The sequence below is a fragment of the Brevibacillus fluminis genome (assembly GCF_052072235.1).
In the GTDB taxonomy this organism is placed as follows: Bacteria; Bacillota; Bacilli; order Brevibacillales; family Brevibacillaceae; genus Brevibacillus_D; species Brevibacillus_D fluminis_A.
In genome coordinates, this window is the sequence record NZ_CM125436.1 from 4,619,704 (window position 1) to 4,635,512 (window position 15,809).

Below are 15,809 nucleotides of genomic sequence, written 5' to 3' on the forward strand. Positions count from 1 at the left end.
CCTTCCTCCTTCCTAGTGCACATCATGCGATGCACCAAGCTCGGCAAGGACATCCAGAATTTGTTTGAAAAATTGCTGGCGATCGGTCGTACGGTGAATTTCCGTGTACAGATTGCCGTCCTGAATAAACAGGATGCGCTTGCAGTAGCTTGCGCTGAATGCATCGTGCGTGACCATCATAATGGAGACATGGTGGTTTTCGTTCAGATCGGTCATCGTTTCCAGCAAGCTCTTGGCGTTTTTGGAATCAAGGGCGCCCGTCGGTTCATCCGCGAGCAAAATCGCCGGATCATGCACCAACGCGCGCGCCGCCGCAGCCCGCTGCTTTTGCCCACCCGAAATTTCGACGGGGTATTTGTTCAAAATGCCTTCGATCCCGAGGGTTTGCGCCACTTTCGTCACCTTGGCCCCGATCTCTTTGGAAGAGACGCCCTGCAGCGACAGGGGCAGCGCGATATTTTCATAGACGGACAGGTTTTCAAGCAGATTGAAGTCTTGGAAAATGAAGCCGAGTTTCTGCGAGCGAAAATCTGCCAGATTGCCTTGCTTCATCTTCGTGATGTCCGTCCCCGCGATTTGAATCACGCCGTCGGTCGGCCGGTCCAATGTAGAAATGACGTTGAGCAAGGTCGTTTTGCCCGAGCCGGACGGTCCCATGATCCCCACGAATTCCCCTTCCTGTATCGTAAGCGACACGCCTTTTAGCGCATGGGACTGGCTTTGGCCGCGTGCGCCGTAAATCTTTTGGACGTTTTTACATTCAACCACTGCTGATTTCATTGATTCTTCCTCCGCTTTTCGTTCGTTTTGCATGTATTCACTGTACCGGGTTCGCGGAGGAGGAGCCATTGATCTAGCTTACATTTACCTTTCATTCTTGTAAGAAAGTCATAACCACCGGCTTAGCCGGTGGCTTCCATTAGCCCTATAAGGGCATGTTGCAAGCGGGCGCCTCCAAGGCGCACTGAAAGTCTGCCAACCGCGTGCTACCACAGGCTGGCCCTTAAAAGGGCTACTTTACCTGCCCTTTTTTACTGACTCACCCGTAAACGGGTCAATCATCTCTTTCATCGTTAATTGTTCATAATTCTTGTCCTCCACCATTTGGTTTCGAATGTATTCTTCAATCACTTTTTTGTTTCGACCTACCGTGTCCACATAGTATCCTCTGCACCAAAATTGTCGGCTTCCGTATCGATACTTCATGTTTGCAAACTTATCAAAAATCATAAGTGAGCTTTTCCCCTTTAAATAGCCCATGAATTCCGACACACTTAATTTGGGAGGGATGCTTACCAGCATGTGGATATGATCCACGCAGGCCTCCGCTTCAACAATTTCTACTCCTTTTCGTTCACATAGTTCCCGAAGGATTTTTCCTATTTCTCGTTTTAGTTTGCCGTAAATTACTTGTCTACGGTATTTTGGAGCAAATACAATATGGTATTTGCAGTTCCATTTTGTGTGTGCTAAACTGCTGTTGTCCATCCTTTGTCCTCCTTGATTTCATGTGAGCGGTTGGCAGACCAGTTCTCATGGTATCATCGAGTTCAAAGGATCACCACTTATAGCTATAAGCTTTCTGGAACCCCCAGTCGAACTGGGGGTTTTCGTTATACAAGAAAAAGCGAGCGATCATTTCGCTCGCAGCCCGATGCCACAAAACCGTTGCCCCGATAGACAACGGTTCTTTGCTCGTGTCAAATTCATTCAAGCCAGACCGGCAGCGTGCCGACAGCCTCCTGCTCCCCTGCCAAAACGCGGGCAAGCGACTCCAGCGCGAGCGGGCTGCTTTCGTATGCGGCTACATACGTCCCGATCTGCTCGGCTGCTCTCGCGTCATACGGATTGCGCAGCGCTACGGCGACAAGCCTTTTTGCTCCGTGCAAGGTGGTGAGCAGCTGCAAAAGCTCCAGCTGTGCCGGATAGTTTTGCGCATTGTAGGTGGCGACAACCAGCTGCTCCGCTTCCCTGCTCTTTGCCAGCACGGCCTCTATTTCTGCCAGCGTAGGGTTGGCGTCAATGCACGTCTCGATGACGCGATACCCGTAGCGCGCGAGCTGTTCGCCAAGCGACTGCGCTGCTTCGATGCGCTCATCCGCACCGGTCGTGACGGCGCTTTTCGGATAAATGACCAGCACGCTCTCCTCTTTTCGCAGCGGAATCAAACGCGCTTCATCCCGCACAACCGTGATGCTTTTCGCAGACAACGCTTTGGCACAGGCGATCGCTTCCGGCCGTTCCAACTGCTCCTGCGCGTCCACCCACGGCAAAGGCGGAGGCATAACGCCCCGCTTTTTCTTCATATGCAAAATCCGGCTGACAGAGCGGTCGATCCGCTCCTCCGTCAGCACCCCTGCCTCCACCGCCTCATGCAGCGCCTGCAGAGCGCCCAGCTGTGCGGCATAAGTGTGGCTGATCAAGACGATGTCGGCCCCTGCCTCAACGGCCATCACGGCAGCCTTTTCGGTTCCAAACGTATCGGCGATGGCCTTCATTTCCATACAGTCGGTCATGATCACGCCGTCAAAACCCAACTGCTCGCGCAACAGACCGGTCAACACCGGCTTGGAAAGTGTAGCCGGGAGGGTGCCATCGATCGCGGAAAACAGTACGTGTGCCGTCATGATTACATCCGCCCCACACGTGATCGCTTCCACAAACGGAACAAGTTCCCGCTCGCGCAGACGCGCCAGATCGTGCGGAATGGTCGGAACGGCCAAATGGGAGTCGACCGACGTATCGCCATGTCCCGGGAAATGTTTCACGACAGGGACGATTCCCGCTTCCTGATACCCTGCGATTGCCGCAGCGCCCATTCGCGCAACCCGCTGCGGATCGCTGCCATACGAACGCACCCCGATCACCGGATTGCGCGGATTGTTTTGAATGTCCAGGCATGGCGCAAGATTCATGTTGATTCCCAGATGACGCAGCTCGCTGCCGCTGATGCAAGCCAGCTGTCTGACTGCCTGTTCGTCTCCCGCAGCCCCGAGCGCCATCTGCCCCGGGATCGGCGTAACGCCGCTTTTGATTCGCGTAACCATGCCGCCTTCCTGGTCGGTGGCGATCAAAAGCGGAATGCCGTTCGACTCGATGGCGGCCTGCTGCAGCGCGGCGGACAATTCGTGAATTTGCTTGGGCGCAACCACATTCCGGGTAAAATAGATGATCCCGCCCACATGCTGGCGCGTGATCAAGGCACGCAGCTGCTCATCGCATGTTTCGCCATGAAAACCGCACATCACCATCTGTCCCAATTTTTCCGCCACTGTCATCTGTGAAAGCTCCACGACTGCACGCCTCCTTTATAACCCCTGTTCGATTGCCCGCTGAACGAATCCGTCCGCTTGCGCAAGCAGCTCCAAAGCACGCTCGCGGTTTACGCCGCAGCGATGCATCACGATCGCCACCTTGGGATGCCCGCCCGATCGGGTGAAAAGCTCCTCCGCCTCTTCCCGCGTACAATCCGCTGCCGTTTGGATGATCCGTTTGGCCCGCTCCGTCAGCTTGGCGTTGAGCGGCTGCATGTCGACCATCAGGTTGTCATACACCTTGCCCAGCTTGATCATCGCCGTCGTGGTCAACATATTGAGCACCAGCTTTTGCGCTGTTCCCGCCTTCATCCGCGTCGAGCCGGTTACAACCTCCGGCCCGACCTCAACCGTGATGCGCATATCCGCATAGTCATTGATGACGGCTTGCCGGTTGCAGGCGAACGCCACCGTGGCCGCTCCCCGCTTCCGCGCTTCCTTCAATGCCCCGATCACATAAGGCGCTCCGCCGTTTGCCGTAATGCCGATGACAATATCGCTTGCGGTCACCTGGTTTTGCGCAATATCGGCAATTCCCAGCTCCTCATCGTCTTCGGCGCCTTCGACCGAGCGAAAAACCGCTTCCTGCCCGCCGGCAATCAATCCTCTCACCATCTGCGGGTCCGTGCTGTACGTAGGCGGGCATTCCGAGGCATCAAGCGTCCCGATCCGTCCGCTCGTTCCCGCTCCTACGTAGAACAACCGCCCCCCTCGCTTGAAGGAAGCCACAATCTGCTCGACCACCGGGATGATCTCAGGAATTGCTTTCTGCACCTGCAAGGCCACAGTCTGATCTTCCTCATTGATGATCGTCAAGATTTCTTCCGTCGTTTTTTGATCCAGCTGCTTGGTTCGCTCATTCCGCGATTCGGTTACTAGCTGATCCAGGTCTGTCATAATGGCTCCTCTCGAAAAACCCATTCAAAATGAAGTCTTATGGAATTCCTGTCGCACAACATGGCGCGTCTCGCGCAGGTAGTGCACAGATTGCTCGTAATTTTGCGCCGCGACGCCCATGAACAAAATATCGATGATGTTCAGCTGGGCGATGCGCGACGATGTCGCCGCACTGCGAATATCCGATTCCCGCGACACGACCGGCAAGCAAATATCGACCAGGTTGGACAGCGGATTGTTGCCAAAGCGGGTCAGCCCGATGGTCGTCGCCCCCAGCGCCTTTGCCTCCCGGATCGCCGCGATCACTTGTCTCGTTTCGCCGGAATAGGAGATTCCGAACGCCACATCGTCTTGCGTCAGCGTTACCGCGGCCGTCAGCTGCTGGTGCGAGTCGGCGAATGCGGTGCAGTATTTGTTGATCCGCATGAATTTTTGCTGGGCATCAAGCGCGATCAGCTGCGATGCGCCGACACCGAAAAAATCGATCCGCTTCGCCCGGGTGAGCGCCTCGACCGCGCGCTGCACGCTCGTTTCATCCAGTATCTTCAACGTCTCGCGAATCGAATAAATGTTATTGATCGACACCGACTCGATCAGCGTCGGCAAGCTGTCGGACGAACGGATCTCCTTGAAATCTTCATCCGTCTGCGCGGATAGCTGCAAATCGCCGGCGATGCGTATTTTCAGCTCCTGAAAGCCATCGAGCCCGAGATTTTTGCACATCCGCGTGATAGCGGCCTGGCTGGAACTGCTCTTTTCCGCAAGCTCCTTCACCGACAGCCGGACGACCTCCGCCGGATTTTCCAATATATAATGGGCAACATTGCGTTCTGCAGGCTTGATTTGCAGAAGCCCTTCGCGGATGCGCAGCAGTCCTCCGTTAAGCATGGTCACTCTCCTCCCCGCCATCAGCTCCGGCCAGTTCCTTGGCAAACCGGACAGCCCCTTCCACAGGCGAACCGTTCGATTCCTGAAAAACGCCGAGCTTTCGCACCGTCATTTGTTCCGCAAACCGCTCCTTGATGAACGGACTATGCGCAAAGATGGAGCCTGCCACAACCACCGGGTAGCGTTCCTCTCCGTCAGCGTGTCCCTGCATCTGGGCACGCAAGCTTTCTATATGAAGGATCAGCTCATCTGCTGCCTTGGTCAAAATGCCGATCGACACGCGGTCGCGTGCTTCCGCTGCCTCGATGACCAATTTCGCAAATCGGGCAATCTCGCTTTTTTCCAAAGGGTTCGTATACAAATAAGGAATCAGCTCCTGCGGATCGGCCAGCTGGCATTGCGCAAGCACGGTACGGGTCAACAGCGTCGGCTCCCCGCGCCGATCATACGCCCGGCAAACCGCCTGCAAACCGGCGAGGCCGATCGCGTAGCCGCTCCCCTCGTCGCCCAAAAGATGGCCCCAGCCGCCGCTGCGGTAACGCGTACCGCCTGCATCCACCCCGTATGCCACCGAGCCAGTTCCGGCAATCGCGATGATTCCCGCCTTTTGCTCCGGCGCGAGCGCACCGCGCAAGGCGATGTCGGCATCATGCAGCACGAGGCAGGGGACATTCGGACCGATCCCCTCTTTTGCCAGCATCGCCCGCACAGCTGTGTTCACTCGCTCCTGCTCCTGCAGCCGCCCCGCTCCGGCCACGCCCAGGCAGATCGCCTGAATCGCGCCAAACGGCAGCCCCATCTCCCGGAGCGCTTCTTCCAGCAGCGCGCGCACCGTCTGTGCCAGACGCTCGTAACCGGTGATCAGCGGATTGCAGCCCGCTCCGGTGACCGTCACCGTCTTTCCTGTTTCCAGACAAGCCAGCATGCACTCCGTTTTCGTCCCGCCTCCATCGATTCCCGCTACGACTCGCATGCCAATCCCTCGCTCTCTGTTTCACTCAGTTGACGTCCTTGCTATATTTCGCATACTGCTTCCAGCTGCAGTAGCCCAGCTTTTCATAAAAGGAGACGAGCGTGGTCCAGTCGATCACGATACGATTCACCCCGCGTTCGCGCAAAAAAGCGATGCCCGCCTGCACGACAGCCAGCCCGTAGCCTTGCTGGCGATGTGCAGGATCGACGCCGAGCGGACCGATCCCCCCGTACCGCTCGCCCATCAATTCTGCCCAGTATACATTTTGGGCAATGAACGGCGAGTGCGCATCATTGATCCGGCAAAACCCGATGATCTCGCCCTCTTTCTCCAGCACGACGAACTCCCTGCCCATGCCGCCGCGCCGAAAATAATGAATCGCTTCATATTCCCAGCGACCTGGAAAGCAGCGGTGCAGAAACCGCAGCAGAGCTTTCTCATCCGCTCGCTCTGCCAACCGGAACCGCGCGTCCGCAAACATCGGCACCGCGAAAGGCTGCCCCTCCTCATACCGGCACAGCAGATCGTTTTCGAGCGGCTCCGTCAATGTGTAGCCCTGGTGCTCGAACCAGCTTTTGACCTCAGGCGATTCTTCCGGAATCCCCGGAAAGTAATGATACGGATCGCGGCCGAGCCAAATTTTTTGCGCGCCATGCGCGATGAGCGCCCGCTCTGCTCTCGCCAAAAGTTCACGCCCAATGCCTTTGCCCCGCTCGCTTTGGGCGACAAGCAGCACTTGAATCCAGCCGATTCCTTTGCCGAATCGCACCGACAGCCCTTGCTCCTGCCAGCTCTTTGCCACGACGAAGCCGATTACGCGGTCTGTATCTGCATCGAGGGCAATCCACGAGCCTTCTGCCAGTACATTGGCATCATCGAAGCTGTTTTGCGCAAACAGCTCCTCGCGCATCGGAAAGCGCTCCCCCAGCTCCTGATTCCACAGCTGGCACAATGCGCCCAAATACGCCCTGTCCCATGCTACCATTTTCATGCTGCCACCAGCTTTCTTTCATCCTTACGATGCTTCCGCTCATTTCAGCCCCGATGTTTTGGAGCCTTCCACAAAATACTTTTCCGCAAACAAGAACACGATCAAGATCGGCACCAGGCTGATCAACGCCCCTGCGACCAGCAGCTGGTCATTCGTTTTGAACTGCCCGGCGAGCGACATGATGCCGACCGGCAGCGTGAATTTTTCTTCGGACACCAAATAAATTACCGGTGACAAAATTTCGTTCCACTTGCCCATAAAGGTGAATACGGCAAGGGTCGCCATGGCCGGCTTCGCCATCGGCAAGTAAATTTTCCAGTAGATTTGAAACGGATTGCAGCCATCGAGCTTTGCCGCTTCCTCGTATTCCGCCGGAATGCCGAGAAACGCCTGGCGCAGCAGGAAGATGGCGAACGGCTGACCCAGCCACTCCAAAAACCACAGCGGCGTCAGCGAGTCGACCATCCCGAGGTTTTTGAAAATGATGAACTGCGGGATGATCGTCACGATGCCCGGGATCATCATCGTGCCAAGCACGATCAGAAACAGCGTATCGCGAAACGGAAAGCGCAGCCGCGCAAACGCGTAGGCGATCATCGAACTCGACAAGATCGCCCCGATGACGGACAAAATGGCGACATATACGCTGTTGAACGTATAGGCGTTGAAATTGGCCTGCTCCCACACCTGCGTATAGTTGCTCCAGCGCACCGGATCAGGCAGCCATTCCGGTGGAAACGCCATGTATTGCTTGTATGTTTTCAGCGAGTTGAACACGGTGGTCAAAAACGGAACGATCATCACCAGCGTGCTGAAAATAACGACGATGTAGCCCAGCAGCTTGCTGTAGGAAAATCGCTTGCGCATGGCTGCCTCCTTTCAGATTTGCCTTGTGCCCACTCAATCATAGTGAACCCATTTCTTCTGCAGCCTGAATTGAACCAAGGTGATAAGGAACAAGATGATGAACAGCACCCAGGCGATGGCCGAGGCGTATCCCATCTTGAAAAAGCTGAACCCTTCGCGGTACATGAACAGCATCAGCACCAGCGAGGCGTTTTTGGTCCCGCCGGTGGACGCCGCTTCGGACGATGCGCCCGTCATGACGAAGATTTGCTCAAAGTTTTGGAACGAATAGATGGTGTTGAGGATGATGACCAAAAATGTCGTGCCGGAAATCATCGGCACGGTGATTTTCCAAAACTTTTGCCACGCGCTCGCCCCATCGATACTGGCCGCCTCATACATGTCGGATGAAATCCCCTGCAAACCCGCCAAAAAAATCACCATCATGTAGCCGACGCTTTTCCAGATCGCGACCAGCACCAGCACCGGGATGACCCAGCGTTCATCGGCGAGCCAGTCTTGCGGCGCGAAGCCGAACTTGGCCAAGAGCGCATTGGCGAAACCGATCCGCGTATTGAAAATCGCATCCGCGACATAGGCGATCACCGTCCACGACGAGATGACCGGCAGGAAATGGGCGATGCGGAAAAACTTCAGCCCTTTCAGCTTCTGGTTCAGCGCGACAGCGAGAATCAGCGCCAAAAACGTTTTGGCCGGCACATAGAGGATGGTGAAGTAGACGGTGTTCCACAGCGCCTTGTAAAACAGCGGGTCCTGGAACAGCTTCTCGTAATTCGCAAGCCCGGTCCATTCCGGCGGATTGAGCATGTCATAGTCAGAAAAACTGAAATAGATCGAAGCGAGCGATGTGCCCAGCACGAAAACAATGAAGTTGAGTAGATAAGGGGAGACCATCAACAGCCCCCATCTCCCCTCACTGTCCAACCACTTTCGCTTTTTTTTGATGACAGGCTGCGGTCGTCCTTCCTTTTCAAGCTCAAGCATGGTCGGTTTTCACACCCTTTTTACAAGCTATTTTTGCTTTTTGTAGAAATCGTCCAGCACTTTTTGCAGTTCAGGGTCCGTTTTGGACATGAAGGTGTCCACATCGGTTTTTTCCATGAACAGGTCGGTCAAATTGTCGCTGAACACTTTGTACCACTCGGCGAACACCGCGTTGGCGTCGATCGTGCCGGCGAATTCGAGGCTGTCGAGGAACACTTTTTTGCTGTCCGGCTTGGTCGCTTTCGTCAGGAACATATCGGAGTTGGCCACCGATTTTTTCACCGGCACCGCTTCGCCGACCTGCGCCCATTCTTTTTGCGCCTCGTCGTTCGTCGCCCAGAACTTGATCCACTCTTCCGCCGCCTTGACTTTGGCATCGTCGGCTTTTTTGTTGATAACCCACGAGTTGGCGATCACCGGCGCGAATCGCTTGCCGTCCGGACCTTTTGGCAATGGCGCGACATCGTAGTTAAGCCCCGCATCGTTCATCGAGGTCGTCGCTGCGTAAATGTCGATCTGCATCGCAGCCGCTCCGCTCAGGAACACCTTGAAATTGCTTTGGAACGCCTTAAGCTCGGAAGGATTCGGGAACAGCTTGCGCTTCATCCCGTCTACCATCCATTCCAGCGCTTTTTTGTTTTCCGGCGAGTTGATGATCGACTTGCTCATGCTCGGGTCGAGCACCCCGCCGCCGTACGCTTTCAAAATGTTGAAGGCGCCGCGCGAGCTGCCGAAGAAGGTGAAGCCGTACTGCTTGACCGCTTTTTTGTCAAACGCAGGGTCGTCCGCATTTTTGCCGTTCGCATCGAGCGTCAGCTTGGCCGCCGCCGCTTTCAGATCGTCCCACGTCCAGTCTGCGGTTGGATACGGAACGCCGGCTTTGTCGAACAAGTCTTTGTTGTAATAGAGCACGCCCACCTGAATGCCTTGTGGAACCGCCCAGTATTTGCCGCTGGAATCTTTGCCGAAATCGATCCCGTACACGTCATCCTTGCTGATCTCTTTGTTGACGAAATCGGTGATGTCGCGCAGTGCCCCGCGCTCCGCATAGCCGAACACTTTCGTTCCGTCGCTTTGCCAGACGTCAGGTGCCGTACCTGTCGCGATTTGCGTCGTCAATTTTTTGTAGAAGTCATCATAGGGAGCGGTTTCGGTCTTGATCTTGATGTTCGTGTGCGATGCCTCGAACTTGGCGATGATTTCCTCCATCTTTTTCTTGGTCGGCGGATCGGAATCGTAGCCTAAAAACAGCTCGACCTGATCGCCGGAAGCCGCCGGCTTGCTGGAACAGCCGGACAAAACGAGCGCAGCGGACAGGCCGAGAAAACCGATTGTGGTGAAAAGACCCCTCTTTTTCATACAGAACGAACCCCCTTGTTATTTTCGAAATAATTAAAATACTTATGACAAGCTTGCGCGAATCAAATTATGCAGTCGCGGACGCAATCGCAAAATATGGTCGTGCCTGCCGAAATGGACGCGATTGGTCAGCATAATCACATGCAGATGAACCTGCGGATCGAACCAGATGCTCGTTCCCGTAAAGCCGGTATGGCCGTACGCTTCCGCCGACATGAAGTCCCCGCTTGAGCTGGGGCCGGTCGGACTTTTCAGCAACCAGCCCAAACCGCGATGCTCCGCATCAAACGCGGTGAAATTGCGCCGTGCCGTGCGGATCGCCGTTTTGGACAAGATGCGCCTTCCCCGGTACAGGCCGTCATGCTTCCACATGCAGGCGTAGCGCGACAGATCGGCGACGGTTGAAAACAGGCCGGCATGTCCGCTGACGCCGCCCATCGCATCGGCCTTCTCGTCATGGACGATTCCGACTTTATAGACGCCGCGCCTTGGACAAAACTCTGTCGCAGCATAGCGTTCCTGTGCAAAAGTCGGATTGAAACACGTTTCCTCCATTTCCAGCGGCTCGAAAATGGCTTGGCGAACATAGCGGTCAAACGGCATGTCGGTCAAAGCCTCGATGACATGCGCCAGCAGCATCATGCCAAGATCGCTGTAAATGACCTTCGCTCCCGGCGTATGTAACAAATCAAGCTGACAGATCGCCGCCTGCATCTGCTCTTTTGTCATGGTGTAGGGGTCAAAGGTGAAGTCGGCGTGAAGCCCGGAAGTATGCGTCAGCAGGTGACCGATCCGGACTTTTTCCGCATGATGCCGTCCAAACTGCGGAATGATGGAATCGACCGGATCATCCAGCGCCATCTGCCCCCGCTCCAGAAGCTGCAGGGCGGCAGGCAACGTCGCCACCACCTTTGTCAACGAGGCGAGGTCGAAAACGGTATCGAGCTGCATCGGCAGCCTTTCGGGAAAGCAGGCGCGATAGCCGACCGCATTTTCATACAGCAGCTGGCCCTGATGTGCGACTTGCAGGACGGCTCCGGGAATGTGTCCCTCCGCCACTGCTTTTTGCAAAAACGAATCGATCTGTTCTTCCAATGCTCTGCTGATCGGAATGAACCCCCTTTTTGGTTTCTCCTGCGTAGTAAAGCGCTTACGAAAACAGGCCCGGTCAACTGCTGAAATTTTATTTCAGAATAATAGCTACAATTTGAATTATACACACCTAAAATAAAATATCAAACATTTTGTTATTTTTTGAAATATAATTTCAGTAACTCGCGCAAGAAAGCGCACCGCGTTTTCGCAGTGCGCCTGTCGGCATCGCCGTTCTCCTTTATACCTCGCCCCAAAACACTTTCGTCTCATAGTCAAACGATACGAGCCCGTCCTGTTGATTCGCTTCGTACAGATTGCGCAGCTCCGCCATCATCGGCTCATAATTCGGATGCCCGGGCGTCGGGCTGTACGAGGACGACAGCAGCCGTCCGCTGAGTCCGGCGAAATCGAACGATTGCGAGTTGGTGAAGCGCGCCTCCCGCATGTCCCCACCTTTGAAAAAGGCGCGGAGTGTTTCCGGTGAAATGTTTTTGTGGCCGACTTTTTCATAATCGGTCCCGAATGTGTGCAAAAGCTTGTCATAGCCTTCGCGAAACGGCGTGCCATGCGTGAGCCGTGAATTCCAGATCAAAATCGCTTTCCCGCCCGGCTTCAAAATCCGCCGGAATTCCGCTTGCGCCGCTTGCCGGTCAAACCAGTGGAACGCCTGGGCACAGACGATGAAGTCGACGGACGAGTCTGCCAGCCCCGTCGCCTCGGCCGCTCCCGAAACAACGCGAAAACCCGGTTCATCGGCAAGCATGTCCACAGCCGCCTCGCGCATGGCTTGGTTCGGCTCGACGGCGATGACGCGGCTCCCCCGTTCGATCAAAAGCTGCGAAAAAATGCCGGTACCCGCCCCGATGTCCGCAATCTCGCTGTCGGGACGCAGGCCGATCGTCTCATACAAATAATCGATCGCTTCCTGCGGATAGCTCGGACGATACTTGACGTACGTATCTACGCGATTGGAAAACCGTTCTTTGCTGTCCATCACAAACCACCTCTTATCGGAAAGATGTACGCTCAAACCGCCGCAGGCTGATGGTTACAGCCATTCCAAAAACTCAAGCCGGTTGCCAAACGGATCGTTCAAATAAAACCGCGAGACGCCTTCGTCCGCACGGGCATCGTCGTCGATTACCGGCAAGCCTTTTTCCAGCAAGTAAGCCCGCAGCTGGTCGATCTTTTCCACGTGGAAGGCAGGATGCGCCTTGGTGGCGGGAACAAAGTCTTTCTGTACGCCGATGTGGACTTGATGGGTCCCGCATTGGAACCATACGCCGCCGCGCTTGCGCAGAATCTCCGGCTTCGGGATTTCGGGCCAGCCCAGCAGATCGGCGAAAAACCGGCGCGCTTCCGCTTCGCATCCCTCAGGCGCGGCGAGTTGAATGTGGTCGATTCCGGAAAATGTGAAAGACATCGTGATCATCTCCATCTTTGTTTCATCTGACGAAACTAAGTTTCATCTTGTGGATTCATTTTACATAAATCACCTAGAAAAATCCAGCGTTTTTTTCGCTGCTGGCTGATGGGGGTCGGGATAAATAATGAAGCAGCGGCTGGCTAAGAACTCAGTCTTAGACTGCCGCTGCTTTTATGAACTCAGTGTACCTGGCATAACAGACATGTATTTACTAGATTTCTAGGGTTTTGTTGGTTGAGCGGAAAGACCAATTATATCCGTGGAGCCAAACAACAGTAATGCAACGAAAAGAATGACCAATACTGATTCCGAGAAAAGCTCTCCATTAAAATTATGATTCATCTTGAATGCCTCCTTTTCACTTTCAACCACATTTATCCATTCCCCATTTTCTTTTTAAGCGCCTCAAAAATCTCATCCACGGTCAAATTTCCATGATCGTTAAGAAATTTCAGCAAGTTATCTACATTCGTATTGTTCAAATCGCCCAATGTCATGTACTTTCCTGTTAAGCTGACAATCATCGTGGCTTGTCTAAACAATTGAACAGCATCTACTCTTAGCTTTCCACTTAAAAGAAGAAAGGCCACAATGATTTCTAAATTATTGCCTGCCAGCCATGAATCATTGCATGACTGTTTCTGGTTTGCCTTGTTATTTGCTTTGTTATTCGCTTTGTTGTTTGCCTTGTTGTTTGAATTTCCGGTTGACGGTTTTTGGTTTGCCTTGCTTGTTGAATTATCGGTTGACGGTTTCTTGTTTGTCTTGCTTGTTGAATTTTGCGGTACCATGCTATTTTCCATTTATTCTTCCTCCCACCTAACATAATTCGCTTCTGCATATCGGTGTGAGGTGACACTGTAAGCTATCATTCGTAAGCTTCACCCTTTAGGACAAAACAAATCCAGCAAGTGTACACACTGATTTATTCATATACCAATCGTATTCAAACAGACGATTTTGGTGATTCCCCCATTATAAAAAGCGGCTGCCTGCGCAACCGCTTCTCCACGTCCATTTTTTCAAATATGATTGATGCCCAGCCCCAATGTTTCGTGCTCCAGCCCTTTTACCGGCGCCCCGATCGTTCCGTACAGCGCGACTGCCAGCCACTCGCCTTCCGCTTCGCTCTCGTACGGATTGCCCCTCACGATGGCGAATCGCAGCCCGACCGTCCGCAAAATCGAGCCGAGCTGCATCTGGCCCCTCGTGATGCCGTGCAGCGCTTCCATGATCGTATGATAGAGGGCGTGAGCTTCCCGGTACACGTCATTTTGGATGATGCCATGCTGCTTGGCGGCGGTTTCGATGGCGGCGACGACCTTTTGCGCCTCCATTGACCCGACCTTGCCGCTGCACCACTTCCACTCCAGCCCATTGATCAATGCCTGCTGTTCGCTCTCGTCATCAGCCAAAACCAGCAATGTTGCATGACGGCCGATCCGATGCTCTTTTTTCAATGCCATTGGCTTCATCTCACCCATTTCTCTTCACACAGATTCAGATATGGATTCATACCTTTTATGCGATATGTCTATTTTACCGTTCTGCCTGAAGGAAGCAATCTGCGCGTTCCCTGCCTCGATGCGATTATTTCGCCTCTTTTGTCTGAAGCAGCTCGAGGTGCGTCTTTTTCCGCTGTCTCACAAAATAGAAGAGATAGCATCCAACCGTGAACGGCACCCCGCAGTAGATCGCCATCCGCTGATCAGGGATGAACGCCAGGCTGACCAAGATGACCGCACAGATCAGAAACGCCGCGATCGGCACGAACGGATAAAGCGGCGTATGGTATTTCAGCTCCTCAAGCTTGCCGCCGCCCGCGAGAAAGCGCTTTCGAAACATGAACTGCGATGCGGCGATCGCCATCCATACGACAACACCCGCCATCCCTGCGACCGACAGCAGCCAGAGGTAGACCGTATCTTCCGCAACCACGCTCGACAATAGCGACAGCCAGGCGACGGCAAGCGTGATGAGCAGCGCGTTGAGCGGCGTGCCGTTTTTGGTCAGCTTGCCTAAAAATGGGCTTGCCAGCTTGTTGCGCGACATTCCCCACAGCATGCGGCTCGCGGCATACAATCCCGAATTGCCCACCGACAATACCGACGTCAGCAGCACGAAATTCATAATGTCTGTAGCATACGGAATCCCGATTTTCTCAAAAACCGCCACAAACGGGCTTTCCAAAAGACCGGCCTCCCGCCACGGGAACAATCCGACCAAAATGACCATGGAGATCACGTAAAAGAACAGGATGCGCCAAACCGTGTTGTTGACCGCTTTCGGAATATCCTTCTCGGGATTTTCGCTTTCTCCGGCCGTGACCCCGACCAGCTCCGTGCCTTGAAACGCAAAGTTTACGGCGATCATTGTCAACAGAACAGCCGTCACCCCGTTCGGGAAAAGCCCGCCGTCATCGGTGAAGTGGGAAAACATCGGCGCTGGCTCGTTACCAAAGTGGATGAGGCCAAACATCGAAGCGCCCCCGATGATGATGAACAACAGAATGGTGACAACCTTGATGCTTGCAAACCAAAATTCCGCTTCCGCATAAAAGCGCACCGATACGACGTTGAGCAGGAACAGGAGCAAGCCGAACAGCACGCACCAAATCCAGATCGGCGTCTCGGGGAACCAGCGTTTCATCAGCGACCCGGCTGCGGTGAATTCGATGCCGACCGTCATCGCCCAGTTGAGCCAATACAGCCAGCCGACGGTAAATCCGGTGGCCGGTCCGATGTATTTGCTGGCGTATGCCTGAAAAGAGCCAGCGACCGGCATGGCTACAGACAGTTCCCCCAAACAAAGCATGACCAGATACATCAGCAGTCCTCCGAGAATATACGCGAGAATCGCCCCGCCCGGACCCGCTTGATTGATGGTATAGCCTGAACCGAGGAACAACCCTGTTCCGATGACCCCGCCGATCGAAATCATGAACAGGTGCCTGCTTTTCATGGTGCGTTTCAGCTCATTCTGGTTGCCGTCCGTTTTGATCATATACGCTCTCTC

17 protein-coding genes are annotated in these 15,809 nt (G+C 54.4%); all 17 read right to left on the reverse strand.

The genetic code is table 11. The features are described 5' to 3' along the window. Positions 1–12 precede the first annotated feature (12 nt). The 17 genes from ACTID9_RS22695 to ACTID9_RS22775 all read right to left on the reverse strand — a co-directional run bounded on the left by ACTID9_RS22695 (position 13) and on the right by ACTID9_RS22775 (position 15,797). Entirely contained in the window at positions 13–780 is a 768-nt protein-coding gene (locus tag ACTID9_RS22695) for an ABC transporter ATP-binding protein (protein WP_441067132.1), read from the reverse strand. A 237-nt stretch (positions 781–1,017) separates the two neighbouring features. Then, positions 1,018–1,488 carry an IS200/IS605 family transposase gene (tnpA, locus tag ACTID9_RS22700; RefSeq protein ID WP_441065058.1) on the reverse strand — a complete coding sequence of 157 codons (471 nt, stop codon included), beginning with the start codon at positions 1,486–1,488 and terminating at the stop codon, positions 1,018–1,020. Positions 1,489–1,706: 218 nt separating this feature from the next. Continuing rightward, entirely contained in the window at positions 1,707–3,293 is a 1,587-nt protein-coding gene (gene nagZ, locus ACTID9_RS22705) for a beta-N-acetylhexosaminidase (RefSeq protein ID WP_441067133.1), read from the reverse strand. 15 nt (positions 3,294–3,308) lie between these two features. Continuing rightward, complete coding sequence (murQ, locus tag ACTID9_RS22710) at positions 3,309–4,211, reverse strand: N-acetylmuramic acid 6-phosphate etherase (protein WP_441067134.1); 903 nt, start codon at positions 4,209–4,211, stop codon at positions 3,309–3,311. A gap of 24 nt (positions 4,212–4,235) precedes the next feature. Continuing rightward, the gene (locus ACTID9_RS22715) at positions 4,236–5,099 is read right to left on the reverse strand and encodes a MurR/RpiR family transcriptional regulator (RefSeq protein WP_441067135.1); all 864 of its coding nucleotides are present in this window, start codon (positions 5,097–5,099) and stop codon (positions 4,236–4,238) included. After that, positions 5,092–6,072 (reverse strand): N-acetylglucosamine kinase, encoded by a 981-nt coding sequence (locus ACTID9_RS22720; RefSeq protein WP_441067136.1) that lies wholly within the window; start codon positions 6,070–6,072, stop codon positions 5,092–5,094. Before ACTID9_RS22720 ends, ACTID9_RS22715 begins: the two co-directional genes overlap by 8 nt. 25 nt (positions 6,073–6,097) lie before the next feature. Beyond that, the gene (locus ACTID9_RS22725) at positions 6,098–7,063 is read right to left on the reverse strand and encodes a GNAT family N-acetyltransferase (protein WP_441067137.1); all 966 of its coding nucleotides are present in this window, start codon (positions 7,061–7,063) and stop codon (positions 6,098–6,100) included. 39 nt (positions 7,064–7,102) lie between these two features. Beyond that, a complete protein-coding gene (locus tag ACTID9_RS22730) occupies positions 7,103–7,930 on the reverse strand; it encodes a carbohydrate ABC transporter permease (RefSeq protein WP_441067138.1) in 828 nt (275 codons plus the stop codon). A gap of 33 nt (positions 7,931–7,963) precedes the next feature. Beyond that, the gene (locus ACTID9_RS22735) at positions 7,964–8,914 is read right to left on the reverse strand and encodes a carbohydrate ABC transporter permease (RefSeq protein WP_441067139.1); all 951 of its coding nucleotides are present in this window, start codon (positions 8,912–8,914) and stop codon (positions 7,964–7,966) included. 27 nt (positions 8,915–8,941) lie between these two features. After that, positions 8,942–10,273, reverse strand: a complete 1,332-nt coding sequence (locus ACTID9_RS22740; RefSeq protein WP_441067140.1) for an ABC transporter substrate-binding protein — start codon at positions 10,271–10,273, stop codon at positions 8,942–8,944. Positions 10,274–10,315: 42 nt separating this feature from the next. Continuing rightward, complete coding sequence (locus ACTID9_RS22745; RefSeq protein ID WP_441067141.1) at positions 10,316–11,368, reverse strand: serine hydrolase domain-containing protein; 1,053 nt, start codon at positions 11,366–11,368, stop codon at positions 10,316–10,318. Between the two features lie 238 nt (positions 11,369–11,606). Then, positions 11,607–12,362, reverse strand: a complete 756-nt coding sequence (locus ACTID9_RS22750) for a class I SAM-dependent methyltransferase (protein ID WP_441067142.1) — start codon at positions 12,360–12,362, stop codon at positions 11,607–11,609. A gap of 54 nt (positions 12,363–12,416) precedes the next feature. Further along, the gene (locus ACTID9_RS22755) at positions 12,417–12,791 is read right to left on the reverse strand and encodes a VOC family protein (RefSeq protein WP_441067143.1); all 375 of its coding nucleotides are present in this window, start codon (positions 12,789–12,791) and stop codon (positions 12,417–12,419) included. A 222-nt stretch (positions 12,792–13,013) separates the two neighbouring features. After that, entirely contained in the window at positions 13,014–13,136 is a 123-nt protein-coding gene (locus ACTID9_RS22760) for a hypothetical protein (RefSeq protein WP_441067144.1), read from the reverse strand. Between the two features lie 32 nt (positions 13,137–13,168). Then, positions 13,169–13,597 carry a hypothetical protein gene (locus ACTID9_RS22765; protein WP_441067145.1) on the reverse strand — a complete coding sequence of 143 codons (429 nt, stop codon included), beginning with the start codon at positions 13,595–13,597 and terminating at the stop codon, positions 13,169–13,171. Positions 13,598–13,816: 219 nt separating this feature from the next. Then, the gene (gene hutP, locus ACTID9_RS22770) at positions 13,817–14,260 is read right to left on the reverse strand and encodes a hut operon transcriptional regulator HutP (protein ID WP_441072705.1); all 444 of its coding nucleotides are present in this window, start codon (positions 14,258–14,260) and stop codon (positions 13,817–13,819) included. A 124-nt stretch (positions 14,261–14,384) separates the two neighbouring features. Beyond that, a complete protein-coding gene (locus tag ACTID9_RS22775; RefSeq protein ID WP_441067146.1) occupies positions 14,385–15,797 on the reverse strand; it encodes an amino acid permease in 1,413 nt (470 codons plus the stop codon). Positions 15,798–15,809: the final 12 nt, after the last annotated feature.